Annotated in this window: 22 protein-coding genes and 1 pseudogene; all 23 read left to right on the top strand. The window is 38.7% G+C overall.

What is annotated here, in order from left to right; translation table 11 throughout:
- Positions 1-9 precede the first annotated feature (9 nt).
- The 23 genes and pseudogenes from GD630_RS06820 to kdsB all read left to right on the top strand — a co-directional run bounded on the left by GD630_RS06820 (position 10) and on the right by kdsB (position 25,716).
- Positions 10-651, top strand: coding sequence for an acyltransferase (locus tag GD630_RS06820; protein WP_182505726.1), 642 nt, complete (start codon positions 10-12; stop codon positions 649-651).
- On the top strand, positions 648-1,214 hold the full coding sequence (locus GD630_RS06815; protein ID WP_143865871.1) for a serine O-acetyltransferase: 567 nt from the start codon (positions 648-650) through the stop codon (positions 1,212-1,214). Before GD630_RS06820 ends, GD630_RS06815 begins: the two co-directional genes overlap by 4 nt.
- The gene (locus tag GD630_RS06810; RefSeq protein ID WP_182505725.1) at positions 1,201-2,193 is read left to right on the top strand and encodes a glycosyltransferase family 2 protein; all 993 of its coding nucleotides are present in this window, start codon (positions 1,201-1,203) and stop codon (positions 2,191-2,193) included. Before GD630_RS06815 ends, GD630_RS06810 begins: the two co-directional genes overlap by 14 nt.
- Positions 2,190-3,359, top strand: coding sequence for a glycosyltransferase (locus GD630_RS06805; protein ID WP_022276376.1), 1,170 nt, complete (start codon positions 2,190-2,192; stop codon positions 3,357-3,359). The genes GD630_RS06810 and GD630_RS06805 overlap by 4 nt, the downstream gene beginning before the upstream one ends.
- Entirely contained in the window at positions 3,349-4,530 is a 1,182-nt protein-coding gene (locus GD630_RS06800; RefSeq protein WP_143865875.1) for a glycosyltransferase, read from the top strand. Before GD630_RS06805 ends, GD630_RS06800 begins: the two co-directional genes overlap by 11 nt.
- 24 nt (positions 4,531-4,554) lie before the next feature.
- Complete coding sequence (locus tag GD630_RS06795) at positions 4,555-5,529, top strand: acyltransferase family protein (RefSeq protein ID WP_143865877.1); 975 nt, start codon at positions 4,555-4,557, stop codon at positions 5,527-5,529.
- Between the two features lie 20 nt (positions 5,530-5,549).
- A complete protein-coding gene (locus tag GD630_RS06790) occupies positions 5,550-6,650 on the top strand; it encodes a glycosyltransferase (RefSeq protein ID WP_143865879.1) in 1,101 nt (366 codons plus the stop codon).
- Positions 6,651-6,672: 22 nt separating this feature from the next.
- Positions 6,673-7,923, top strand: coding sequence for an O-antigen ligase family protein (locus GD630_RS06785; protein WP_143865881.1), 1,251 nt, complete (start codon positions 6,673-6,675; stop codon positions 7,921-7,923).
- Positions 7,920-9,053: a glycosyltransferase family 4 protein gene (locus tag GD630_RS06780; RefSeq protein WP_143865883.1), complete on the top strand. Its 1,134-nt coding sequence runs from the start codon at positions 7,920-7,922 to the stop codon at positions 9,051-9,053. Before GD630_RS06785 ends, GD630_RS06780 begins: the two co-directional genes overlap by 4 nt.
- Before the next feature lie 47 nt (positions 9,054-9,100).
- On the top strand, positions 9,101-9,616 hold the full coding sequence (locus tag GD630_RS06775; protein WP_143865885.1) for an acyltransferase: 516 nt from the start codon (positions 9,101-9,103) through the stop codon (positions 9,614-9,616).
- A gap of 2 nt (positions 9,617-9,618) precedes the next feature.
- Positions 9,619-10,710, top strand: coding sequence for a glycosyltransferase (locus GD630_RS06770; RefSeq protein WP_143865887.1), 1,092 nt, complete (start codon positions 9,619-9,621; stop codon positions 10,708-10,710).
- Between the two features lie 29 nt (positions 10,711-10,739).
- Positions 10,740-11,630 (top strand): glycosyltransferase family 2 protein, encoded by an 891-nt coding sequence (locus GD630_RS06765; RefSeq protein ID WP_143865889.1) that lies wholly within the window; start codon positions 10,740-10,742, stop codon positions 11,628-11,630.
- Positions 11,627-12,856, top strand: coding sequence for a glycosyltransferase family 4 protein (locus GD630_RS06760; protein ID WP_143865891.1), 1,230 nt, complete (start codon positions 11,627-11,629; stop codon positions 12,854-12,856). Before GD630_RS06765 ends, GD630_RS06760 begins: the two co-directional genes overlap by 4 nt.
- Positions 12,853-13,791 carry an NAD-dependent epimerase/dehydratase family protein gene (locus GD630_RS06755; RefSeq protein WP_143865893.1) on the top strand — a complete coding sequence of 313 codons (939 nt, stop codon included), beginning with the start codon at positions 12,853-12,855 and terminating at the stop codon, positions 13,789-13,791. The genes GD630_RS06760 and GD630_RS06755 overlap by 4 nt, the downstream gene beginning before the upstream one ends.
- 2 nt (positions 13,792-13,793) lie before the next feature.
- The gene (locus GD630_RS06750) at positions 13,794-14,771 is read left to right on the top strand and encodes an MraY family glycosyltransferase (protein ID WP_143865895.1); all 978 of its coding nucleotides are present in this window, start codon (positions 13,794-13,796) and stop codon (positions 14,769-14,771) included.
- 2 nt (positions 14,772-14,773) lie between these two features.
- The gene (locus tag GD630_RS06745) at positions 14,774-15,169 is read left to right on the top strand and encodes a WbuC family cupin fold metalloprotein (RefSeq protein WP_143865896.1); all 396 of its coding nucleotides are present in this window, start codon (positions 14,774-14,776) and stop codon (positions 15,167-15,169) included.
- A 573-nt stretch (positions 15,170-15,742) separates the two neighbouring features.
- Positions 15,743-17,300 (top strand): annotated as a pseudogene (locus tag GD630_RS06740) (ATP-binding protein).
- A gap of 30 nt (positions 17,301-17,330) precedes the next feature.
- Positions 17,331-18,893, top strand: coding sequence for an ATP-binding protein (locus tag GD630_RS06735; protein ID WP_182505724.1), 1,563 nt, complete (start codon positions 17,331-17,333; stop codon positions 18,891-18,893).
- A gap of 31 nt (positions 18,894-18,924) precedes the next feature.
- The gene (locus GD630_RS06730; protein ID WP_152276093.1) at positions 18,925-20,484 is read left to right on the top strand and encodes an ATP-binding protein; all 1,560 of its coding nucleotides are present in this window, start codon (positions 18,925-18,927) and stop codon (positions 20,482-20,484) included.
- A 30-nt stretch (positions 20,485-20,514) separates the two neighbouring features.
- Positions 20,515-22,089: an ATP-binding protein gene (locus tag GD630_RS06725; protein WP_143868690.1), complete on the top strand. Its 1,575-nt coding sequence runs from the start codon at positions 20,515-20,517 to the stop codon at positions 22,087-22,089.
- A gap of 161 nt (positions 22,090-22,250) precedes the next feature.
- The gene (locus tag GD630_RS06720) at positions 22,251-24,572 is read left to right on the top strand and encodes a transglycosylase domain-containing protein (protein ID WP_143868688.1); all 2,322 of its coding nucleotides are present in this window, start codon (positions 22,251-22,253) and stop codon (positions 24,570-24,572) included.
- A gap of 4 nt (positions 24,573-24,576) precedes the next feature.
- On the top strand, positions 24,577-24,963 hold the full coding sequence (locus tag GD630_RS06715; protein ID WP_143868686.1) for a 2-amino-4-hydroxy-6-hydroxymethyldihydropteridine diphosphokinase: 387 nt from the start codon (positions 24,577-24,579) through the stop codon (positions 24,961-24,963).
- Positions 24,964-25,716: a 3-deoxy-manno-octulosonate cytidylyltransferase gene (gene kdsB, locus GD630_RS06710; RefSeq protein ID WP_007760700.1), complete on the top strand. Its 753-nt coding sequence runs from the start codon at positions 24,964-24,966 to the stop codon at positions 25,714-25,716. It begins immediately after the preceding gene.
- Positions 25,717-25,719: the final 3 nt, after the last annotated feature.

Genomic DNA, 25,719 nt, shown 5'->3' with positions numbered 1-25,719 from the left:
CCCAAGATAATGATTCGATCATTACGTGAAAAAGGTGTACAGATTGATGATGATGTATTTCTTTTTAGTCCTGAAACATTGAAGATAGATGTTACACGACCTTCATTAGTAACCATTCACGGAGGTGGTACTTTCCTGCATACGAATTTTACTATTCTAACTCATGATTATGCAACTCTTAATTTTCTTAATAAATATAAAGAATTTGTACCTAATTCAGGTAGAGTAGTGATTGGTAATAATGTGTGGTTCGGACAAAATGTGACTGTACTTAGAGGAAGCTATATTGGGGATAACTGTATTATTGGATATGGCAGTGTGGTAATGGGAAAAATACCAGCCAATTCTGTCGCTGCAGGATGTCCATGTAAGGTCATATGTACGCTTGATGAATACTTTGAGAAACGAAAGAAACTTTGCGTAGAAGAGGCTTTTGATTATGCCTGTAGTATTCAAGAACGGTTTGGAAGACGTCCGGTTCTTTCTGATTTTTTTGAAGAATTTCCATTGTTTGTATCTGGAAATGAGGTTGACAAATATCCGGAGATTCCAATAAGGCGGCAGATGAAAGAGGCTTATGACCATTATGTTAAAACTCATAAAGCACAATTCTCATCATTTGATGAGTTTTTAAAAGCAGCAGGCCTATGATAAAGTTAAGATTCATTTTTCATTATATTTTTTATTTTCTCTGTCCTCGGAAGAGACTGATTGAAGAAGATATTGATCATTACAAGGAAGTAACTGGTATTAGTGGTAATTACGTTGGGAGTATGTGCAAACTTTTTGTAGATAGGCCTGAATTTCGTTCTGTATTTTACTATAGATTGGGACGTGCTTATGGGCTGGTTAATATATTAAAGTTTCTGGTTCCACCAATGCCGACACTTTACATATACACCCCTTCTATTGGTGGTGGTTTGTTCATTCAACATGGATTTGCGACAATTATTTGTGCAAAATCTATAGGTAGACATTGCCACATCAATCAACAAGTGACAATAGGATATAAGGGGGCTTTAGCACCGGTTTTGGGTGATAACGTAACAGTAACATGTGGTGCCAAAATACTGGGTGGTGTGAAAGTTGAGGATAATGTTGTTATAGGAGCCAACGCTGTTGTGGTAAAGGATGTTCCTGCCAATACAATAGTTGCAGGAGTTCCGGCATATATTATTAGAAAAAATGGGGAGAAAGTATATGAAAAATTGTAATGTAAAACCTCTTTTAAGTGTAATAGTTCCTGTTTATAATGTGGAGGAGTTTGTAGAGGAGTGTTTAGGGTCTATCGTTAGTCAAGATTATACCAACTTGGAAGTAATAGCGGTAAATGATGGTAGTACTGACAATTCACTTGATGTAATAAGAGCTTTTGCCCGGCAGTACGCTTGTGTGACTATTTATGATAAGCCTAATGGTGGTTTGTCTGATGCACGAAATTATGCACTTGACAGATGTAATGGCGACTATATAACTTTTATTGATTCAGATGATGTATTATTGAACCCGGATATATATAGCAAAATAATAGAGACATTTGAGAGTGATGAAAGGATAGATGCTGTTCAATTTGATTTAGTTTACAAATGGAAGTCTGGGGAGGAATATAAGCGTAACTATCCGTTTAGAGACTATATTGGTAAAGAAGAGTTGTTAACAGGATATCTGAAACAATGGATTCATGTTAGTTGTTGTGACAAAGTCTTCCGTCGCCATGTGTTTGAGAATATACGTTTCCCAAAAGGTGAAATTAGTGAAGATATTGCCATAATACCACAGTTGATTACAGCAATTGGTAAAATGACAGTAACTAATATCGGAGATTATGGTTATCGATATAGGGAGGGATCCATTACAACAACGGTACCAAAAATATCGAAGATTTTTTCTATTTTGAATAGTTATAATAAATATTTGTCGTGTTGCATGGCATTTGCATCTGTAAGGTCGATGGCAATGGATTGTTACACGAGGCAAATATGGAGCTATACTTCAATAATAAGGCAGTATTATGTTGATAACTTGCCTATCTATTTTAAACAACATTTTTTTCAGCAGATTTCTTTTGGAATGTGGTTTAAGTATCACAACAAAAATCTATCTATAAATGATAAATTGAAGTCATTTATAGTGTGTGTTATGGGACCGAAATGGGTAGTTGGATTTCAAGACTTATTTACTCGTAACGAATGAATATCCTCATATATTTTGGTCCGCAGTTAAATCCGCAACGTGGAGGAACTGAGCGCGCTGCATGTATGATTGCTGATTATCTGTCATCTATAGGACACACTGTGAATTATATGGCTTCCATTCCTGTTGAGGATAAATTAAGCCGTAAAAGTGTTTTTTTACCCGATGGAAATGACGCACCTACAACCGATAATATAGCTTTTGTTATAAACTATATTAAAGAGAATAAGATAGATATGATTCTTAACGAAGGCGCTAGTACTGAAGCTGTTTATATCTTTTCGCACGAACATATTCCCGCTACTGTGAAAATAATAAGTCATCTTCATTTTAGCGTAGTAGATGATATTAAAAACTTTTATCATACACTAAACTATCCATTAAAGGGAGTGCCATTGGCGCAGGTCTGTATAAATGTTCTTAAATGGATTAAAGCTCCATATAACAAGTGGAATGCTTTGCATAATAAGCGTCAAAGATATCACTATATGTATGAAAATTCCGATACTGTAGCGGTTCTTACTGAGAAGCAGAAAGTTTCAATGGAAAGGCTTTTGAGAATAAATCCGTCTAAAAAAATAGTTGCTGTACAAAATCCCAATAGGGTAAATGTTTTAGAAACGGACTTCTGTAAAAAGGAGAATTTAATAATTTTTGTTGGACGACTGGATTATTCATCGAAAAGAGTAGACAGGGTATTAACTGTATGGTCATTAATACAGAATGAACTGAAAGACTGGAGAATGGTAATAGTGGGTTCGGGGGACGATGAATCGCGTTTGAAAAAGAAGAGTCAGGATTGGGCATTACAGCGTATAGAATTTGTTGGTCAAACAGATTCAGCTCCCTATTATTCCAGTGCAAGGATTCTTCTTTTAACATCTAATTATGAAGGTACTCCTATGGTAATAACTGAAGCTATGGCAGCAGGCGTAGTGCCGATAGTAATGAATACATTTAAAGATGCAGATCTTAATATAAAGAATGGATATAATGGTTTGCTCACACCACCATTTGATACAAAAGAGATGGCGAAACAAGTTCTTCAACTTGCAAAAGATAAATTTAATTTGCAAAAGATGAGTGGAAATGCAAAGCAAACGGTCAAATGCATGGACAATAATAACCGATTAAAGATATGGAGTGAGTTGACAAATGACAACTAAGAAACATATACTATTATACAATTCTAATGAACCATTACCCCAGCAGGGGGGGATGGAGCGGGTTACAGATTTGCTGGCAAAAGCTTTATTAAATGTCGGTTATGAAGTAACGCTTCTTTGTAAATACTCAAATAGACTTGGGAAAACATACAATTCTCCCACTGATATATTATATTTGCCTGGAAATAAGGATAATAGACGCTTTTTGGAAACGTTGGTTATAGAACGTAATATATATTGCATTATAGATCAAACAGAAGGAGATATAGTAGGTCGATTTGGTATTTTTAGACATAGAGAGGATTTTAAAAGCAAAGTAAAATTGATAGCAGTTCAGCACAATTCTACTCGCGCTATATTAGATAATTATAATTTGGCGTTTGCGAAAGATTTTACGCAGACTAGATGGGGTACATTAAAACAATTCTTTTACGATAATGTATTTTTAAAATTGAAATACTATCACTCTGTATGTTTGACAAAAAGATTATATCGTGATTTAAATACTAATTATGACAGAATAGTGACTTTGTCATCGTCTTTTATTGAAGATTTTTGTTTTTATTGTCCCAAAGCCGATAGAATAAAACTTTTTACAATCCCTAATTTTAATACATTTGAATCCTGTGAGTTAACAACAGCACAGAAGCATGTATTGTTTGTAGGGCGTTTAAGAAACTGTGTAAAGGGAGTTAATAAGTTATTAAGGATATGGAATAAGGTAGAGTCATCGTTTGCCGATTGGCAACTTGATATTGTTGGCGATGGCGAAGATCGTGATGTATTAGAAATGCAGGCTCAGGATTTGGGATTAGAACATGTTACGTTTCATGGTTTTCAAAATCCTGCACCATTTTATCAGCGTTCAAGAATTTTTTGTATGACATCAATCTACGAGGGGTTTGGTATGGTTTTAACAGAGGCTATGCAACATGGTGTTGTTCCTATGGCTTTTAATAGTTATGGTTCGGTAACAGATATAATAGATGATGATATTAATGGCTTCTTGGTAAAACCGTTTGATGAAAAAGAATATGCAGATAAACTTGTTGTCTTAATGAGCAATGAGGATAAATATACGAAAATGTCTCGTGCAGCTATGACAAAATCTGTCACATTTTCAAAAGAGATAATTGTAGAAAAATGGTGTAATCTTGTTGAAAATCTTTAATCATATAGTTATAGAAGTATTATTGTGAAGAATGACATGACGCGCTTATATTCGTTTGATGCCCTTAAGGTATTGTCTATTTATATGGTAATTGTGGGACACGTTCTTTTTTATAGTTTTCACGAAGCCAATAATTTAGTATGGCAGTTTATAGATGTGGTAAATATGCCAATGTTTATGTTTATTAGTGGTTTCTTTTCAGGCATACCTACTGCTAAAGGAGTACTGAAAAGGCTTAGAACACTTATTTTACCAACATTGATGGTTGGTATGCTATATACTTTCTGTAAAGAGATAGAGTTTGAGTCATTTTTTATATCGTCTATGCATAATGGCTATTGGTTTTGTTTTACATTATTTTGTCTTTATATTTTTTATTGGATTTGTAGTCTTTTAGAAAAATGTTTTCAAAGATGTGGATTGGGTAATTATAATGAAGTCATTTTTTTGTCTGTAGGGGTGATTTTAGTGTTAGTGTGTTATAGATTTTTATTTCAGGATAATATATTTACTAACGCATTGTCAATCCCACAATTTTATCGTTATGTTCCATTTTTCGTTTATGGTATTTTTGTTAATAAAATATCTAAGTTAAAGAATTTGTTAGAACAAAGTAACTTATTATTTACCATATCGTTGGTTGGTATTATGGCAGGGGTATATATGGGAATTGGTTATACTGTTTGCCGGTTAGTCATAGCTTTCTCATATATAAACATAATGCTTTATTTTTTTCAATATTGGTTTGCAAACAGGTATAACAGATGGGTTGAATATGTGGCTACAAGAACAATTGATATCTATTTATTTCATTTCTTTTTATTGCCTACATATTTTTTTGTGATTCCTAGTTCCTTTAATCCAAATCATAACATATTACTGTCATTGACAGTAGTCGGTATTATATCAGCTATTGTTTTGTTTGGAACACTTTTATTAACGAAGTTTATTGAAACAAGTAAGGTGCTTTCGATCCTTTTACTTGGTAAAATAAAGTGATTAATTTTTTATATAGGTAAATGAAAATAACATTTATTATTCAAGATCTTTTTCAGCAAGGCGCTCAGTATGTAACAGCGCTTATGGCTAGAGGATTTTACGAAAAGGGCTATGAGGTTGATATTTTGGTTTCAAAGGCTCATGAAGAATTGTTAAATACGGGGCATATACCTTTTGAAGTGCCTTCTGCTGTAAAGTTTCTTGTTATGCCAAGTAGAAGAGCCCGTTATAATATATCTTTCATACATTCATATATAAGAACTGCTACCGTAGATGCTGTTGTAGTAATGAATTCTGCATATTTATGTGCACTTGCATTAGCTTCAATAGGACTAAGGCATAAAACGCGTTACTGTTACGTTGAGCATAATAGCATTTTGCCGGAACTGGCAGATAATATTTCCATAACAAAAAGGATTATCAATAAACTAATAAGGAGTAGATATGATTGTTTTATGAGCGTATCGAAAGGCTCATGTGCTTTGTTAGAGAGATTGATGGGGCTTAATGAAGGAACTGTAAAGGCTGTTTATAATCCGGTTTTGGATACATCTTATTATGATAAACTTACAAAAGAACCATCTTGTGACTGGCTTAGGAATAAAGCTATGCCAACAATGGTTGCGGCCGGAGCTTTTTGTAAGGTTAAGGGACACTATATGATATTTGAAGCCATTCGTCTGGCAAATGAAAAGACACCTGTTCGATTGGTGCTTTTTGGAAAGGGTGCTTTACAACAGGATTATGAAAAGTGGATTGCTGAAAATCATATGCAGGACAGGATAAGGTTGGCGGGGCAGAGTACTAGTTTGCCATCTGAAATAAAATGTGCCGATGCATTCCTTGTATCTTCTGAAATGGAAAGTTTTTCAATTGTTTTGGTAGAGGCGATGGCTGCAGGTATTCCTGTGATTTCAACTAGTTGTCCTTATGGTCCACCAGAATTGCTAAAAAATGGTCAATATGGAGTGCTTGTTCCTGTAAATGATTCTAAGGCAATGGCAGAGGCTATTATTAATCAAGTTGAAAATCCACGTAAACCTGCGCCTCGAGAAGCATGGGAGCCATTTACAGTACAGAAAGTTGTATTTGCTTATGAAAAAGCTATAGGCTTAATATGATTCATAGAAGAATCTTTAAGATATGGGATTGGTAAATATAATAAAAGAAATAGGTCATACAGAAGTTTTTTATGCACCGAAAGCAGGACGCTTTTGTAAGGGACTTGCATTGTTATGGGCTACGATGGCATCGGTGCAGATTATGGGTTTTATATCTGTGGATACATTTCTTCCTTATATAGGATTATGTTTGGTGAGTATTCTTTATTGCTTGTGTGATGGTAGTGTGCAATTTAAAGGTCGATATGTATTTTTGTATTTAGTCTTTTTGTTTAATGTGTTGGTATTGCCTATTGAACCTTGTTTTAACTCAAAGTTACGTTTTGTACAGTTTCTTATAGTAACGTTGGCATGTTCGGCATGTATATCGTCAGCAAGGGCGATTATTTTTAGACGCTATGTATTTAGATATGCATTAATGTATATATGTATATTATCAATAGGCTCTTTTTTTGCTTTTTTCTTGGGAGTGAATTATATGCAGGTAGGGACACAATTAGGTTTAGCTGAATATTCCTCAAATGGAGGTACATTCGGCGGGCTTGTCAATCACTCTATGACATTGGGGCCGATATCTATGATCAGTGCGTTGGCATTCTATGTTATTTATCAAAATAATAACTCAAAGATATTTATTGTATTATTCTTTCTTTCTGCAATGAGTGCAGTAATGGCTGCCAGCCGTTCTGCGCTATTGGGGGGGGCGGTTGCCATACTCTTTTCATTGTTTTTTATGAAAAGTAATGTTAATGGAAATAAGAAAAGGATTATAATTATACTTTGCATATCTGCTTTGGTGGCAATGCCCATTGCTGATAGAGTTTTTGCAGGAGTTTTAAATAAACAAGAACAACGAAAAGAACAAGGTGGAGCTTTAAGTTCTCGGCAAAGTAAATTCGATTGTCGAATAGATGAGTTTATGAAATCACCGTTGTTAGGAGTTGGTTTTGTATCTGTTGATCCAAATGGGAATGACGAATACAATCCTGTCACTGGACAAGTGGAACCTGGAACTTCTCATTTGGCGGTACTCTCTATGACGGGACTGTTGGGAATGTTTGCCTATACCTTATTGCTGCTAAATGCATATAAGACTTCAAAACGAGATAATTCACTCAATGCCCAGTTTGTGATGTTGCTGTTGGTGGCTATGTTTACTCATGCATGGTTTGAGGGGTATGTATTGTCTGCAGGAGGTTTTTTGAGTATGACATATTGGATGATAGTGGGGCAGAATATAGATTGTAAATATATAACAGAACATACACTATGACTCTAGTTTTTGTATCCGTTGTCTTAAATATTCATCAGATAAGTATCGCAGATGAACTGTACCGTCTTACTGGTGGAAATTATTGGTTTATAGAGACTGGCGATTTTAATGGTGATAATAGTAAAGGGGGAGATGATTTTTCTCAGCGGCCTTATCTTATTAGAATTGCTGACGGTGAGGTTGCTTTACACAAAGTCCTTCAAATAATTCGTGATGCTGATGTAATGATATATGGTGCTGCCCCGTTAATGTATTTGCGTGAGCGCATAAGTACAGGGAAGCTCACTTTTATGTACAGTGAACGTTGGCTAAAGAAAGGGCTTTTGAATTTATTCTCACCTCGTTTACTTAAGCAGCAGTGGTTTTATCATGTTCATTGTCATGGTAAACCTTTTTATGTGTTGTGTAGCAGTGCCTATGCTGCCAGGGATTTTAATTTGATGCGTTCTTTTATTGGTAAGTGTTATAAATGGGGATATTATACAGCTGTTCCTGCTCTTGATATAGAAACTATATTACGTGAAAAACGCAATAGTACTATTGTAAAAATACTGTGGGTGGGGCGTTTGATAGCTTGGAAGCATCCTGAAACAATGATAAGATTAGCATTGCAGTTACGACAGGAAAAAATCAATTTTTATATAAACCTGATTGGAGCAGGAGATATGTTTAACCATCTTCAGGTACAGATACAAAAGTTTGGATTAGGAGAGTATGTACATTTATGGGGTTCTATGCCTAATGATAGTGTAAGGCAGGCTATGCTGACGCATCATATCGCCTGTTTCACCAGTGATAGAAATGAAGGCTGGGGAGCAGTTCTTAATGAGGCCATGGGATGTGGCTGTTGTCCTGTAAGTTCTATAGAGACCGGTTCTACGCCATATCTTATAAAAGACAGAGTAAATGGTTTCTCTTTTAATCTTAGAAAAAAGAATAATTTGTTTGAGAAAGTCTTGTGGCTTATTAAGCATCCTGTAGAATGTGAAAGGATGAGCTTAGAGGCTTATAATACAGTCCATAACGTATGGAGTCCAGAAAATGCAGCAACACAACTTTATAAGTTATGTGATGCAATGCTAAAGGGGCAAACATTGGAAATTGCAGAAGGTCCATGTTCTATGGCATAGGATTGTGCGGATTATGAATATTTTAATGGTTGGTAACTGAATATATTATGGCAATAAGTCCTGTAAAGATTCATTTGTTTAATTTGTTTGTAAAGATTTGTCCTCCTTCACGTCTCAATAGCTTTAAAGTACAGTTACTGCGTTGGGCTGGTGCAAAAGTGGGCAAAAACGTCTCGATTTTCTCACCAAGGATACTTGGACAGTTTGAATTTATCATAGGTGATAATTGTTGGATTGGACATGATGCACTTATTTTTGGTGCTGCAGGTAGTAAGATTGAGATGAAACCGTATTCTAAAGTAGCGTCTCGTGCTATAGTTGTAACAGGTTATCACGATTATGGTGTCCAATATGATTGCATAGCCGGTCCAGGGAAGTGTGATGATATTATCATCGGTCCAGGAGCTTTGATTGATACACAGGCAATGGTATGTCCTGGTAAGACAATTGGAGAGAAGTCACATGTGGCAGCATATTCAGTGGTTACTCACGATGTACCATCATTTGTAAGAGTGGCAGGAATCCCTGCAAGAGTAATAAAAAATTTTAAAGAACATGCTTAGTTATGAATATTTTTGTAATAGCCACAACCTTGCAAGCTGGGGGAGGTATAACAATATATAAGCAGTTTTTATCGCATCTGCCAAAGTATATAGGTCAAAACAAATATTGGATATTTATTAATCCCATACTGCCGAAAGTGGCGATAGAGGGAGTGACATATATATCTTTTCCTCTACAATCCAAGTTAAAACGGATTTTGTTTGAAGGTAAATTGCTACAAAATGAAATTGTAAAATTGGGAGTAAAGCCTGATGTTGTGGTTTCACTTCAGAATAATGGATATAAGAAGATCGGGGGAAGTAAGCAGATTGTTTATTTTCATCAGTCGTTGCCGTTATATCCGGGAGCTTACAATCCTTTCAAATGTACAGAAAGAATGCTGTTTAATTATAAGCATATTTTTCCTCGCATAGTAAAGCGTACATGGGTTAAAAATACACAGTTTATTGTACAAACTTCTGTCGTAAAAAAACGCTTCGTATCATACTTTGGTGTTCCAGCAGAGAATGTTCATGTGTGTTTTCCAGATGTTGAGAAGGTGGATGTTACACAGTGCAAAACCTATAATTGGGAAGATAATAGGAAACATTTTATATTTGTTGGTGATGATTCTAAATATCGTAATGGTTGCACTTTGGCAAAAGCCATGGGAATATTAAGTAAACAAAATCCGGTATTGGCAGAGGATATAAAGATTCATATAACAAGTTCTGCAGAAAAAGCCCCTGTAATGTACAATGAAGTACTTAAGAATGGTGTAGGCAAGAACTTTGTGTTTGGAGGTATTATAAAGCATGATAATTTATTGAGTTACTATAAATCTGCTACAGCTTTAGTTTTTCCGAGTTCGATTGAAACAGTCGGATTGCCACTGCTTGAAGCGGCTGCTTTGGGACTTCCTGTTTTGGCGGCTGATGTGGATTATGCTCATGAAGTGTTGAATGGTTATGATGGAGTAGTTTACACTGATGTGCATGATTATGAAGCTTGGGCAAAGCATATAATTGCGTTTAGTATGGAACATAAACGATATAAACCTTTACCACAAGAACGAGAAAGTGATTGGGGCGTTTTTTTTGATTTGATAAAGTAAACATTAAGTTAAAGTAACTTCAAATAAAAATGTTAGACCTTTCTGTAATAATCCTCACGTATAATGAGGAAAGACACATTGCACGAAGTATTGATAATGTTAAACGTATAGCAAAACAGGTATATGTAGTAGATAGTTACTCAACTGATAAAACTTGTGACATTGCGCGTGAGCATGGTGCGGTAGTGTTACAAAACAAGTATGTGAATCAGGCACAGCAATTTATTTGGGCAATGGAGAATTGTCCGATTAAAACAGAGTGGACCATGCGTTTAGATGCTGACGAATACCTAACCAATGAATTGATAGCAGAGTTGGAGGAGAAAGTACCTTTGTTGCCTGCTAATGTTACAGGATGCATGCTTCCCTTAATGGTGAAGTTTCTTGGAAAGCCCTTAAAGCATGGAAAGATTCATAAAATCCAAATTTTACGTTTGTGGCGTACAGGAAAGGCTATGATGGAACAGCGCTGGATGGATGAACGCTGTTATGTGACTGAGGACGAAGTCGTTTCCATGAATAATTATTTTATAGATGAGAACCTGAATGGTATACACGCGTGGACTCAAAAGCACAACAACTATGCCAACCGTGAGATTGTGGCAGCTTATGAAGGTTATTGGAACGATACAGTATCGGGAGGGAATGGATTGGAGAGCCGTAACAGGGAGAAAGGAAAGTATTATAAACTGCCCAAATTCTTGCGTGCATTCATGTATTTCTTCGTTCGCTACATCTGCTTTGGTGGTTTTCTTGATGGCAAGCCCGGTTTTATTTGGGCTACATTGCAGGCATATTGGTACAGGTATCTTATAGATGCCAAGATTGAGGAGATGGAATATTATATAGGAAAGAACCCTACACCGCAAGAGATGCGGACATATTTTAAGGAACGATTTAATATAAACGTTGATAAATGAGCAAGAAAGTCTTAATTCACAGCCTTATCTTCAGCCCAGATGGTGTTTCCACTGCATATCTTTATAACGATATCGCACTTAGATTTCAAAAAGAAGGTTATGAGGTAGTAGTGCTTTCTACAACACCGCACTTTAATGTAGTAGAGGAACAACTGGCAAAGCAACCGCTAAAGTGGAAAATCCCCGGAATTTATAAGGAAAGTGATTTTCATGGTATAAAGGTAATGCATGTGCCACAAAAGAAGTTCAAGAGCACTGCATTGCGTATTCTTGGTTTTGTTTATTGGCACATCATTTCGTTTCTCCTTGGTTTGTGCATACGCAATGTTAGTGTAATAGTGTCGCCCTCGCCACCTCTCAGCATAGGAATGCTTAATCTCATCCTCGGTAAATTAAAAGGCTGCAAAGTTATATATAATGTACAGGAAATTTATCCCGATATCCTAAAGAAGAAAACAGGACCGATAATCGCTTGTTTAAAGAAAGTCGAACGTTGCATTTACAACAAGTCTGCTGCAATCACTACCATTGACGATGTTTTCTATAATACGATTGTGAGTCGTTTTGAAGATCCGAATAAGCTACACATCATTCCCAACTTCGTAGATACTGACCTCTATAACCCGACTAATGTAGAACCTCTTGACGAGAATATCTTTCCTAAAACCGATTCTTTGAAATTGCTTTATGCCGGGAATATAGGACATGCGCAAGACTGGCGTCCGCTGGTGGCATTGGTCGAAAAAACAAAGGATTTGAATGTTGAGTACTTTGTGATAGGTATGGGGGTACAACGTCAATATTTGGAAGAACAGAAAGTTGAGAAGAGATTGGACAAGTTGTATGTGCTCGATTATCAACCTCGTCATCTGATGCCAAGTATATTGGCATACAGTGATGTACAGTTCATTTTCATGGCACCTGAGATGGAGATGATGGGATTCCCGTCTAAGGTTTATACTATTATGGCCTGTGAGAGACCGTTACTTATATGTTCCGGTGACAAAACACCTATTGTAAACTTTACTAAGGATTATAATTGTGCAAAGCTTATTACTGAGAAGGACTTTGATAAGAAGGTAGATGAAATGGCACAATGGTTGGCATCGGTGTCACGTGAAGAGCTTCAGAAAATGGGGCGTAACGGATATGATGTGATACAGCGCTATTACACAAAAGAAAAGGTAACAAAACAATATGTTGATTTGGTAAATAAAATATTATGAAGATACTTATAACCGGAATACACGGCTTTGTCGGAAGTAATATTGTCAAAGCTATGGGACGGAAGCATGAGATTTATGGTCTCGATATTGTTGCACCGGAAAAAGAGGGTGTGGTCAAGACCTTTTCCTGGAATGATTTTGATGAAGATAAGGTGGTACAAGTAGATGCTATTATTCATCTTGCTGGCAAAGCGCATGATTTGAAAAAAACTTCTGGGCCAGAGGTGTATTTTAAGGTAAATACGGGTCTTACCCAAAAAGTGTATGATTGGTTTCTTAAATCATCGGCAAAGAAGTTTATCTTTTTCTCTTCTGTTAAGGCTGCAGCTGATTTTGTTCCGGGCGATATTCTTACTGAGGATATTGTTCCTAATCCTGTAGGGCCTTATGGTGAGTCTAAAATTAAGGCTGAGGAATATATATTATCGCATCCTGTGGCAGACAAGCAGGTGTATATCATGCGTCCTTGCATGATACATGGGCCTGGTAATAAAGGAAATCTCAATCTGCTTTATGGTGTGGTGAAGAGAGGAATACCCTGGCCTTTGGGAGCTTTTGAGAATCACCGTTGCTTTACCTCTATTGATAACCTTTGTTTTGCTATAGAAGGATTGCTTGCTAAAGATGTGGCTTCGGGTATTTATAATATGTGTGACGATGAGGCTTTATCAACTAATGATCTTATTACAGTTATTTGTAAAGCTTTGGGTAAAAAAACGCATATTTGGTATTTACCCAAAGGGCTGATGAACCTTATGAGCAGGATAGGAGATATCTTACATCTGCCGCTAAATTCAGAACGTTTGACTAAACTAACTGAAAATTATGTGGTAAGTAATACTAAGATAAAAAAAGCGTTGGGAGTGGATAAAATGCCTATACGTGCCGAAGAAGGTCTGACGCAAACCATAAAATCATTTGTAAATACGAAATAAGTATGTTTACGTATCTGTTGATAGCAGTATTACTGCTTGTTCTTGAACTAGCATATTTTAAAATTGCCGACAAGTATAATATCATAGACAAACCTAATTTACGTTCATCGCATACTTCTATTGTGTTGCGTGGCGGTGGTATCATTTTCTTGTTTGGAGCCTGGCTTTATGTGGCCTTTTATGGTTTTACTTGTCTTTGGTTCTTATTAGGTCTCACGATGTTAGGTGGTATCAGTTTTGTTGATGATATTCACTCAGTACCCAACAAGTTTCGTCTGATTGTACAGTTTACCGCTATGGTACTTATGTTTTACCAATGGGGTATTTTGTTGCCTGAATATTGGTGGATGATTGTCGTTGCCCTCGTAGTATGTACTGGTATTATCAATGCTTATAACTTTATGGACGGTATCAATGGCATTACCGGTGGTTATTCATTGGCGGTGCTTATTCCGTTATTTATTCTTAATTTGCAGGAGGAGTTTGTCGACCGGAACTTTATTATTGTGACTTTGCTTAGTGTGCTGATATTCTGCTTCTTTAACTTCCGTACTAAGGCAAAATGTTTTGCGGGTGATGTGGGGAGTGTATCTATTGCATTTATTCTGCTTTACTTTTTAGGCTCTTATATATTAAAAAGCGGAAACTACTGGGCTATTCTGCTATTAATGGTATATGGTGTTGATAGTGTGCTTACTATCTTCCATCGAATATTGTTGCATGAAAATATAGGCAAACCTCATCGTAAACATGTTTATCAACTGATGGCCAATGAATTGCACATTAAGCATGTGATAGTGTCGACCGTCTATATGGTTATGCAATTGATAATCTCTTTGGGGGCTATTTATTTGCCAATGAATAAGTATTTATATTTAGTTGTAGTGCTGGTATTACTTTGTATCGTCTATGTCTTGTTCAAGAGAAAATATTATCACCTACACGAAGAATATCTACGTGCAAAAGTTAATGAGAAATAATTATGGAAATAAATGATAAACTACTTGATGAACTGTTAGCTCAGGCGGGAACAAATGAGAGGCGGCGCATTAATCTTGATTTGCGTAACGGTGAAGGTGACACTTCTCAGCGTATGCTTAATGCCTTGCTACCGGGAACGCTTGTTCCTATTCATCGTCATACTAAAACAATTGAGACTGTCATTCTGCTTAGAGGTCATATAACGGAACTTTTTTATGATGAAAAAGGTGTTGAATGTGCTCGGCATGAATTGAATCCTGCATATGGTATTTATGGCGTACAAGTACCTGCCGGAATGTGGCATACTCTTATTGTGCATGAGCCTTCTGTCATTATAGAAATGAAAGATGGAGCTTATGTGCCAATTACTATGGATGATATTTGGCAATATGAATAAGTCACAAAGCTCCCTATATAAATCGAATTTAATATCAGGTATGGGGAAAGAGTATAGATAGCAAAACTATACGTCAAGGTTTGACGTTGACAAAAGGTCGGGAAGAGTACAGTGGTATGTTCCTGACTTATACCCTCATATTAGCATGGAGCTGATATGATTTGTATGTGAGATATATCAACTGTCTGTGAAGATAGTTGATATATTTGTTAGAGCAGTGCTTTACGAAGGCTAAAGCATAGCTTTAGAGGTCGTAAAGCACTGCTTTAGGACTTATAAAGCACTGTGTTTGTTTGACGATGGGTGTGGCGGGTATGATGAGTTTATCAGGTGCGGTGGATATGGCGGGTACAGCAGGTACACTTTTTCGGGGCTCTCTATACACACGCACACGTGCGCGTATTATAAGTACGTGCGTACGTGTGTGTGGAAAAAATGCGGGGTGCATTTACTGTACCTTTTGTACCTGCGGAGCTGTTCATATAAAGTAAAAGGAGCAGGCGGGAAAAAGTTTTCTGCCTGCTTTCTTTTTGAACGGATATTTTTTGTAGCTTTGTGAAAAATATGATTGATATGGAAGCTTTGCAAAGATTATACCCCATAGGAATACAGACTTTTTCTGAAATTCGTGAGAAGAATTACCTTTATATCGATAAGACGGAATACGTTTATCGCATGACTCATTTTGCGAAATATGTGTTTCTGAGCCGTCCTCGCCGTTTTGGTAAGTCTTTGCTTGCTTCTACTTTGCATAGCTATTTCTCTGGTCGTAAGGATCTGTTTCAAGGGTTGGCTATGGAGAGGTTTGAGAAAGAGTGGATAGAGTATCCGGTTCTTCATTTCGATATGAGTACGGCCAAGCATGTGGATAAGGAACAATTGTTGCAAGAGCTGAATCTGAAACTTTCGGAGTATGAGGGTGTTTATGGAAAAGGCCAGGAGGAGATTAATCCTAATCAACGTTTGATGGGGTTGATCAAGCGCGCTTATGAGCAGACGGGCCGACAAGTTGTTGTTCTTATAGACGAATATGATGCCCCTTTGCTTGATGTGGTGCATGAAAAGGAAAATCTAGGCGTATTACGTAATATCATGCGTAACTTCTATAGTCCCTTGAAGGCTTGTGATCCTTATCTGAAGTATGTGTTTTTGACGGGTATCACCAAGTTCTCTCAGTTGAGTATCTTTAGCGAGTTGAATAATATCAAGAATATCAGCATGGATGAGCCATACGCTGCGATCTGCGGAATAACGGAGGATGAAATGCTAACGCAGATGAAAGAGGATATGGAGATGTTGGCTGCGAAATTGAATATTTCCTCTGAAGAAGTCTTGCTGAAGTTGAAGGAGAATTATGACGGTTATCATTTTACTTATCCGTCTCCCGACATCTATAATCCGTTCAGTCTGTTGAATGCTTTTGCGGACGGTAAATTTGGTTCTTACTGGTTCGGTAGCGGTACTCCTACATACTTGATAAAGATGTTGGAAAAGTTCGGTGTTGAACCTTCTGAGATAGGTAATAACCATGCGGAGGTATCCGCTTTTGATGCTCCTACTGAAACAATGACTGATATTATTCCATTATTATATCAGAGTGGTTATATCACCATCAAGGATTATGATGAGAGTATTGACTTGTATACATTGGATATTCCTAACAAAGAAGTACGGTTGGGGCTAATGAAAAGCCTTTTACCTAATTACGTGGCCAGCAAAACTCGGGAAACGACTACCATGGTGGCTTATCTTTCGCGTGATATCCGTAATGATGATATGGATTCTGCGTTGCGTCGGCTGCAGACTTTCTTGTCTACCATTTTATTGTGACAATACGAGGTATGAAGGTCACTATCAGCAGATGTTCTACATCATTTTCAGCTTATTGGGTTCTTTTGTGGATGTTGAGGTCCGTACTCCCCGTGGTCGTGTGGATGCGGTGCTTCGTACGAAAACCACACTTTATGTGATGGAGTTGAAGCTTGATAAGACTGCCGGTGAAGCTATGGAACAGATCAACCTGAAGAATTATCCTGAACGCTTCGCTTTATGTGGACTTCCGGTCGTGAAAGTGGCGATAAACTTTGATAGTGAGCGGGGGACGATAGGAGAATGGATAATTGAAAAATAATAGTGGCTCTAAAGAAAATAAAATATTAGTATGGAAGCTTTGCAAAGATTATACCCAATAGGGATACAGACTTTTTCTAAGATTCGTGAGGGTAATTACCTCTATGTAGATAAAACGGGGTATATCTACCAGATGACACATTCGGCCTCTAGCTATGTGTTTCTGAGTCGTCCTCGCCGTTTTGGTAAGTCCTTGCTTACTTCTACTTTGCATAGTTATTTCTCTGGTCGTAAGGATCTGTTTCAAGGGTTAGCTATGGAGAGATTGGAGAAAGAGTGGATAGAGTATCCGGTGCTTCATTTTGATATGAGTATGGCGAAGCATGTGGATAAGGAGCGTTTGGAACGTTTGCTTGACTTTATGCTTTCAGACTATGAGCGGACCTTCGGCCTCGATACAACTGCCGGTGATGCTAATCTACGATTAACCCGTCTTATCAAGTGTGCTTATGAAAAGACAGGGAAAAAGGTTGTAGTTCTTATAGATGAATATGATGCTCCTTTGCTTGATGTGGTACATGAAAAGGAAAATCTAGGCGTATTACGTAATATCATGCGTAACTTCTATAGTCCCTTGAAGGCTTGTGATCCTTATCTGAAGTATGTGTTTTTGACGGGTATCACCAAGTTCTCTCAGTTGAGTATCTTTAGCGAATTGAATAATATCAAGAATATCAGCATGGATGAGCCATACGCTGCAATTTGCGGAATAACGGAGGATGAAATGCTAACGCAAATGAAAGAGGATATGGGGATGTTGGCTGCGAAACTGGAAATAACACCTGAAGAAGTCTTGCTGATGTTGAAGGAGAATTATGACGGTTATCATTTTACTTATCCGTCTCCCGACATCTATAATCCATTCAGTCTGTTGAATGCTTTTGCGGACGGTAAATTTGGTTCTTACTGGTTCGGTAGCGGTACTCCTACATACTTGATAAAGATGTTGGAAAAGTTCGGTGTTGAACCTTCTGAGATAGGTAATAACCATGCGGAGGTATCCGCTTTTGATGCTCCTACTGAAACAATGACTGATATTATTCCATTATTATATCAGAGTGGTTATATCACCATCAAGGATTATGATGAGAGTATTGACTTGTATACATTGGATATTCCTAACAAAGAAGTACGGTTGGGGCTAATGAAAAGCCTTTTACCTAATTACGTGGCCAGCAAAACTCGGGAAACGACTACCATGGTGGCTTATCTTTCGCGTGATATCCGTAATGATGATATGGATTCTGCGTTGCGTCGGCTGCAGACTTTCTTGTCTACCATTCCTTATTGTGACAATACGAGGTATGAAGGTCACTATCAGCAGATGTTCTACATCATTTTCAGCTTATTGGGTTCTTTTGTGGATGTTGAGGTCCGTACTCCCCGTGGTCGTGTGGATGTGGTGCTTCGTACGAAAACCACACTTTATGTGATGGAGTTGAAGCTTGATAAGACTGCCGGTGAAGCTATGGAACAGATCAACCTGAAGAATTATCCTGAACGCTTCGCTTTATGTGGACTTCCGGTCGTGAAAGTGGCGATAAACTTTGATAGTGAGCGGGGGACGATAGGAGAATGGATAATTGAAAAATAATAGTGGCTCTAAAGAAAATATAGATATTGATATGGAAACTTTGCAAAGATTATACCCTATAGGGATACAGACTTTTTCTGAAATTCGTGAGAAGAATTACCTTTATATCGATAAGACGGAATACGTTTATCGCATGACTCATTTTGCGAAATATGTGTTTCTGAGTCGTCCTCGCCGTTTTGGTAAGTCTTTGCTTACTTCTACTTTGCATAGTTATTTTTCGGGTCGTAAGGATTTGTTCCAAGGGTTGGCTATGGAGAGATTGGAGAAGGATTGGACAGAGTATCCGGTGCTCCATTTCGATATGAGTATGGCGAAGCATGTGGATAAGGGGCGTTTGGAACGTTTGCTTGACTTTATGCTTTCAGACTATGAGCGGACCTTCGGTCTCGATACAACTGCCGGTGATGCTAATCTACGATTAACCCGTCTTATCAAGTGTGCTTATGAAAAGACAGGTAGGCAAGTTGTAGTTCTTATAGACGAATATGACGCTCCTTTGCTTGATGTGGTGCATGAAAAGGAAAATCTAGGCGTATTACGTAATATCATGCGTAACTTCTATAGTCCCTTGAAGGCTTGTGATCCTTATCTGAAGTATGTGTTTTTGACGGGTATCACCAAGTTCTCTCAGTTGAGTATCTTTAGCGAGTTGAATAATATCAAGAATATCAGCATGGATGAGCCATACGCTGCGATCTGCGGAATAACGGAGGATGAAATGCTAACGCAGATGAAAGAGGATATGGAGATGTTGGCCGCGAAATTGAATATTTCCTCTGAAGAAGTCTTGCTGAAGTTGAAGGAGAATTATGACGGTTATCATTTTACCTATCCGTCTCCCGACATCTATAATCCGTTCAGTCTGTTGAATGCTTTTGCGGACGGTAAATTTGGTTCTTACTGGTTTGGTAGCGGTACTCCTACATACTTGATAAAGATGTTGGAGAAGTTTGGTGTTGAACCTTCGGAGATCGGTAATAACCATGCGGAAGTTTCCGCTTTTGATGCTCCTACTGAAACAATGACTGATATTATTCCATTATTATATCAGAGTGGTTATATCACTATCAAGGATTATGATGAGAGTATTGACCTGTATACGTTGGATATTCCTAACAAAGAAGTACGGTTGGGTTTAATGAAAAGCCTTTTACCTAATTACGTGGCCAGCAAAACTCGGGAAACTACTACTATGGTAGCCTATCTTTCCCGTGATATCCGTAATGATGATATGGATTCTGCGTTGCGTCGGCTGCAGACTTTCTTGTCTACCATTCCTTATTGTGATAATACGAGGTATGAAGGTCACTATCAGCAGATGTTCTACATCATTTTCAGCTTATTGGGTTCTTTTGTGGATATTGAAGTCCGTACTCCCCGTGGTCGAGTGGATGTGGTGCTTCGTACGAAAACCACGCTCTATGTGATGGAATTGAAGCTTGATAAGACTGCCGGTGAAGCAATGGAACAGATCAATCTGAAGAATTATCCTGAACGCTTCGCTTTGTGTGGGCTTCCGGTCGTGAAAGTGGCGATCAACTTTGATAGTGAACGCTGCACGATAGGAGACTGGATAATTGAAAAATAATAGTGGCTCTAAAGAAAATAAAATATTAGTATGGAAGCTTTGCAAAGATTATACCCAATAGGGATACAGACTTTTTCTAAGATTCGTGAGGGTAATTACCTCTATGTAGATAAAACGGAGTATATCTACCAGATGACACATTCGGCCTCTAGCTATGTGTTTCTGAGTCGTCCTCGCCGTTTTGGTAAGTCCTTGCTTACTTCTACTTTGCATAGTTATTTCTCTGGTCGTAAGGATCTGTTCCAAGGGTTAGCTATGGAGAGATTGGAGAAAGAGTGGATAGAGTATCCGGTGCTTCATTTTGATATGAGTATGGCGAAGCATGCGGATAAGGGGCGTTTGGAACGTTTGCTTGACTTTATGCTTTCAGACTATGAGCGGACATTCGGCCTCGATCCAACTGCCGGTGATGCTAATCTACGATTAACCCGTCTTATCAAGTGTGCTTATGAAAAGACAGGGAAAAAGGTTGTAGTTCTTATAGACGAATACGATGCTCCTTTGCTTGATGTGGTGCATGAAAAGGAAAATCTAGGCGTATTACGTAATATCATGCGTAACTTCTATAGTCCCTTGAAGGCTTGTGATCCTTATCTGAAGTATGTGTTTCTGACTGGTATCACCAAGTTCTCTCAGTTGAGTATCTTTAGCGAGTTGAATAATATCAAGAATATCAGCATGGATGAGCCATACGCTGCAATTTGCGGAATAACGGAGGATGAAATGCTAACGCAGATGAAAGAGGATATGGAGAGATTGGCCGCGAAATTGAATATTCCTTCTGAAGAGGTCTTGCTGAAGTTGAAGGAGAATTATGACGGTTACCATTTTACCTATCCGTCTCCCGACATCTATAATCCGTTCAGTCTGTTGAATGCTTTCGCGGACGGTAAATTTGGTTCTTACTGGTTCGGTAGCGGCACTCCTACATACTTGATAAAGATGTTGGACAAATTTGGTGTAAATCCTTCAGAGATCGGTCCCAAACAAGCGAAAGCTTCCATTTTTGATGCTCCTACCGAGACCATGACGAATATCGCTCCTTTGCTATATCAGAGCGGTTATATCACCATAAAGGATTATAATAAGATTCTGGACCTTTATACGCTTGATATTCCGAATAAGGAAGTCCGTCTGGGTCTTATGGAAAGCCTTCTTCCTAACTATGTAGGCAATGAGACCCCGGAAGCCACCACTATGGTTGCCTATCTTTTTTATGATATTCAGAACGGTGATATGGATTCTGCCTTGCGTCGTTTGCAGACTTTTTTGTCTACCATTCCTTATTGCGACAATACTAAATATGAGGGGCATTACCAGCAACTTTTTTACGTCATATTCAGTCTGCTGAATTATTATGTAGATATTGAAGTCCGTACTCCCCGTGGTCGAGTGGATGTGGTGCTTCGTACGAAAACCACGCTCTATGTGATGGAGTTGAAGCTTGATAAGACTGCCGGTGAAGCTATGGAGCAGATCAACCTGAAGAATTATCCTGAACGCTTCGCTTTATGCGGGCTTCCGGTCGTGAAAGTGGCGATCAACTTTGATAGTGAACGCTGTACGATAGGAGAATGGAAATTACAGACTATTGATAAATGGTGAGTTACTATACGACTCATTCATAATTGGTAACTCTGAATAGATAGAGTTAGGGTGAATGACAGGCGGGAATAAAAATCCCGCCTGTTTTTGTTTGGTCGGCTACCGGATTTTATCTACCTTTGTAACTTAATTAAGTGCGTTTTTTATAAGCAAGAAAAAACATGATTCGAAAAATAATAAAAGCTCTTTGGATTTTATTGGCAATCGCAGTAGTGGCTGTCGTCATTATTTTTGTTTCTATTTCGAAAGGTTGGATCGGCTATATGCCTCCAGTGGAGGAACTGGAGAATCCAAGTTATAAATTTGCGACGGAGATCTTTTCAGAGGATGAGAAAGTGCTCGGTACTTGGTCTTATAGTAAGGAAAATCGTGTGTATACAGCCTACAAGGACTTGTCACCCAATATTATTAATGCGTTGATTGCGACAGAAGATGTTCGTTTTGCCGAACACTCGGGGATTGACGCTAAGGCATTGTTCCGTGCATTTGTGAAACGTGGTTTGTTATTCCAGAAAAATGCGGGTGGGGGAAGTACTTTGTCACAGCAGCTTGCCAAGCAGTTGTTTACGGAGAATGTGGCGAGAAATACTCTCCAGCGTCTTTTCCAGAAACCGATTGAGTGGGTGATTGCCGTAAAACTCGAGCGTTATTACACCAAAGAGGAAATTCTGAGTATGTACCTCAATAAGTTTGATTTCCTGAATAATGCTGTCGGTATTAAGACGGCTGCGCATACTTATTTTAACCGTGAACCGAAGGACTTGAAAATAGAGGAAGCGGCTACCTTGGTTGGTATGTGTAAAAATCCGTCACTCTATAATCCTGTTCGTTTCAATGAGCGTTCTCGCGGCCGTCGTAATGTGGTGCTTGAACAGATGCGTAAAGCGGGATATATTACTGAATCCGAATGTGATTCTCTGCAAGCGCTTCCTTTGAAATTGTCGTATAATCGTGTTGACCACAAGGAAGGTTTGGCTACTTATTTCCGTGAATACCTGCGTGGTGTGATGACAGCAACCAAGCCGGTGAAGAGTAATTATCGTGGTTGGCAAATGCAGAAATTCTATGAAGACTCCCTTTCTTGGGAAACGAATCCTCTGTATGGCTGGTGCGCGAAGAATAAAAAGAAGGATGGTTCGAATTATAATGTCTACACGGACGGACTGAAGATTTATACGACTCTCAACTCGCGGATGCAACAATATGCGGAGGAGGCGGTAGAAGAACATTTGAGTTATTTGCAACCTTTGTTTTTCAAAGAAAAAGTAGGAAGTAAGAATGCGCCATACGCAAGAGTGCTGCCTGCGAAACGGGTGGAAGAACTGTTGACGAAGGCCATGAAACAGACAGAGCGTTACCGGCTGATGAAAGAGGCGGGGAGTTCTGAACAGGAGATTCGGAAAGCATTCGATACACCGCAGGAAATGACAGTCTTTTCGTGGACGGGAAGCAAGGACACGATTATGACTCCGATGGATTCAATCCGCTATTATAAATCATTCCTTCGTACTGGCTTTATGTCGATGGATCCTATGAACGGGCATGTGAAAGCTTATGTCGGAGGACCTAATTATACATATTTCCAATATGACATGGCGATGGTGGGGCGCCGTCAGGTAGGGTCTACTATCAAACCGTACTTGTATACGCTGGCTATGGAGAATAATTTTTCTCCTTGCGACCAGGTGCGCCACGTAGAGCAGACGTTGATTACAGAAACTGGGGAACCATGGTCGCCACGTAATTCCAATAAGAAGCGTTATGGTGAGATGGTTACTCTAAAATGGGGACTGGCTAATTCGGATAACTGGATTTCGGCTTATCTGATGGGCAAACTGAATCCGTATGAATTGGTGCGGCTGATCCATAGTTTCGGAGTGCGCAACAAGGCCATCGACCCGGTTGTTTCACTTTGTCTGGGACCTTGTGAGATTTCTGTCGGAGAGATGGTAAGTGCATATACTGCTTTTGCTAATAGGGGGATCCGGGTGGCTCCTTTGTTTGTGACCCGGATTGAGGACAGTGAAGGTAATGTGATTTCTACGTTTGCGCCACAAATGGATGAGGTGATCAGTACTTCAAGTGTATATAAAATGCTGGTCATGTTGCGTGCCGTTATAAATGAAGGAACGGGTGGACGTGTCCGACGTTATGGAATTACTGCGGATATGGGCGGAAAGACGGGGACGACAAATGAGAACTCGGATAGTTGGTTTATGGGCTTTACCCCTTCGTTGGTGTCCGGATGTTGGGTTGGAGGTGATGAACGTGATATCCACTTCGGATCGATGACATACGGACAGGGAGCTGCCGCCGCTTTGCCTATTTGGGCAAAATATATGAAGAAGGTATTTGATGACCCGACTTTGGGATACGATCAGCAGGAAACTTTTAAACTTCCGGAAGGATTCGATCCTTGTGCCGGTTCGGAGACTCCGGATGGCGAGGTGGAGGAAATGGGACTGGATGATCTTTTCAACTAAAAAGATGCACAAATACATTGTTTGCATAGGGAGCAACTACAATAGAACGGAGAATCTGGCTTTTGCCAGGCAGAAACTGACGGAACAGTTTTCTCCTATCTACCGGGCATCCGAGTTGGAGACGGAACCTTTGTTCTTCAAAAATCCGGCTTTGTTTTCCAATCAAGTGATTATGTTCTTTTCGGATAAGGATGAGGAACTCGTGAAGAGGATACTGAAAGACATAGAACTGGCTTCCGGTCGTCTGCCGGAGGATAAGAAGGAAGAGAAAGTCTGTTTGGATATTGATATACTTTTGTGTGATGATAAAATAATAAAACCGGAAGATTGGGAGAGGGAATATGTGCAGCAGTCATTATCCGCTCTTTATTCTTCATTATCTATTAAATAAATGAAATTTCTGGGAATTATACCTGCCCGTTATGCCTCTACCCGTTTCCCTGCGAAACCGTTGGCTATCTTGGGCGGAAAAACAGTGATACAGCGTGTGTATGAACAAGTAGCCGGAATTTTGGATGATGCGTATGTGGCTACTGATGACGAACGGATTGAGGAGGCGGTGAAAGCTTTCGGTGGTAAGGTGGTGATGACTTCTGTTCATCATAAAAGCGGTACGGACCGTTGTTATGAGGCTTGCGTCAAGATTGGAGGGGACTTTGATGTGGTAGTCAATATACAAGGGGACGAGCCTTTTATACAACCTTCGCAGTTGAATGCCGTGAAGACTTGTTTTGAAGATCCTACTACACAGATTGCTACATTGGTAAAGCCTTTTACTGCTGATGAGCCGTTTGCCGTACTTGAGAATGTGAACTCTCCCAAAGTGGTAGTCAATGCAAATTGGAATGCCCTGTATTTCAGTCGTTCTATCATCCCTTATCAGCGTAATGCCGAGAAGAAGGATTGGCTGAAAGGACATACCTACTATAAACATATCGGTTTGTATGCTTACCGTACGGAAGTGCTGAGGGAGATAACCGCACTACCGCAATCATCACTTGAGATAGCGGAATCGTTGGAGCAACTGCGCTGGCTGGAAAACGGGTATAAAATAAAAGTGGGGATCAGTGAAGTGGAAACGATTGGAATCGATACTCCACAGGACTTGGCGCGTGCAGAAGAATTTTTGAAAAATAGATTATAACGT

It is taken from the genome of Bacteroides zhangwenhongii (assembly GCF_009193325.2).
Taxonomy (GTDB): domain Bacteria; phylum Bacteroidota; class Bacteroidia; order Bacteroidales; family Bacteroidaceae; genus Bacteroides; species Bacteroides zhangwenhongii.
The sequence above is the reverse complement of the archived record's forward strand: the minus strand, read 5'-3'. Positions and strand labels throughout refer to the sequence as shown.

What these genes read in the sequence shown, in the direction of transcription:
- GD630_RS06820 (WP_182505726.1), top strand. Translation starts at nt 10, where the DNA reads ATGATTCGATCATTACGTGAAAAAGGTGTACAGATTGATGATGATGTA.
- GD630_RS06815 (WP_143865871.1), top strand. Translation starts at nt 648, where the DNA reads ATGATAAAGTTAAGATTCATTTTTCATTATATTTTTTATTTTCTCTGT.
- GD630_RS06810 (WP_182505725.1), top strand. Translation starts at nt 1,201, where the DNA reads ATGAAAAATTGTAATGTAAAACCTCTTTTAAGTGTAATAGTTCCTGTT.
- GD630_RS06805 (WP_022276376.1), top strand. Translation starts at nt 2,190, where the DNA reads ATGAATATCCTCATATATTTTGGTCCGCAGTTAAATCCGCAACGTGGA.
- GD630_RS06800 (WP_143865875.1), top strand. Translation starts at nt 3,349, where the DNA reads ATGACAACTAAGAAACATATACTATTATACAATTCTAATGAACCATTA.
- GD630_RS06790 (WP_143865879.1), top strand. Translation starts at nt 5,550, where the DNA reads ATGAAAATAACATTTATTATTCAAGATCTTTTTCAGCAAGGCGCTCAG.
- GD630_RS06785 (WP_143865881.1), top strand. Translation starts at nt 6,673, where the DNA reads ATGGGATTGGTAAATATAATAAAAGAAATAGGTCATACAGAAGTTTTT.
- GD630_RS06780 (WP_143865883.1), top strand. Translation starts at nt 7,920, where the DNA reads ATGACTCTAGTTTTTGTATCCGTTGTCTTAAATATTCATCAGATAAGT.
- GD630_RS06775 (WP_143865885.1), top strand. Translation starts at nt 9,101, where the DNA reads ATGGCAATAAGTCCTGTAAAGATTCATTTGTTTAATTTGTTTGTAAAG.
- GD630_RS06770 (WP_143865887.1), top strand. Translation starts at nt 9,619, where the DNA reads ATGAATATTTTTGTAATAGCCACAACCTTGCAAGCTGGGGGAGGTATA.
- GD630_RS06765 (WP_143865889.1), top strand. Translation starts at nt 10,740, where the DNA reads ATGTTAGACCTTTCTGTAATAATCCTCACGTATAATGAGGAAAGACAC.
- GD630_RS06760 (WP_143865891.1), top strand. Translation starts at nt 11,627, where the DNA reads ATGAGCAAGAAAGTCTTAATTCACAGCCTTATCTTCAGCCCAGATGGT.
- GD630_RS06755 (WP_143865893.1), top strand. Translation starts at nt 12,853, where the DNA reads ATGAAGATACTTATAACCGGAATACACGGCTTTGTCGGAAGTAATATT.
- GD630_RS06750 (WP_143865895.1), top strand. Translation starts at nt 13,794, where the DNA reads ATGTTTACGTATCTGTTGATAGCAGTATTACTGCTTGTTCTTGAACTA.
- GD630_RS06745 (WP_143865896.1), top strand. Translation starts at nt 14,774, where the DNA reads ATGGAAATAAATGATAAACTACTTGATGAACTGTTAGCTCAGGCGGGA.
- GD630_RS06735 (WP_182505724.1), top strand. Translation starts at nt 17,331, where the DNA reads ATGGAAGCTTTGCAAAGATTATACCCAATAGGGATACAGACTTTTTCT.
- GD630_RS06730 (WP_152276093.1), top strand. Translation starts at nt 18,925, where the DNA reads ATGGAAACTTTGCAAAGATTATACCCTATAGGGATACAGACTTTTTCT.
- GD630_RS06725 (WP_143868690.1), top strand. Translation starts at nt 20,515, where the DNA reads ATGGAAGCTTTGCAAAGATTATACCCAATAGGGATACAGACTTTTTCT.
- GD630_RS06720 (WP_143868688.1), top strand. Translation starts at nt 22,251, where the DNA reads ATGATTCGAAAAATAATAAAAGCTCTTTGGATTTTATTGGCAATCGCA.
- GD630_RS06715 (WP_143868686.1), top strand. Translation starts at nt 24,577, where the DNA reads ATGCACAAATACATTGTTTGCATAGGGAGCAACTACAATAGAACGGAG.
- kdsB (WP_007760700.1), top strand. Translation starts at nt 24,964, where the DNA reads ATGAAATTTCTGGGAATTATACCTGCCCGTTATGCCTCTACCCGTTTC.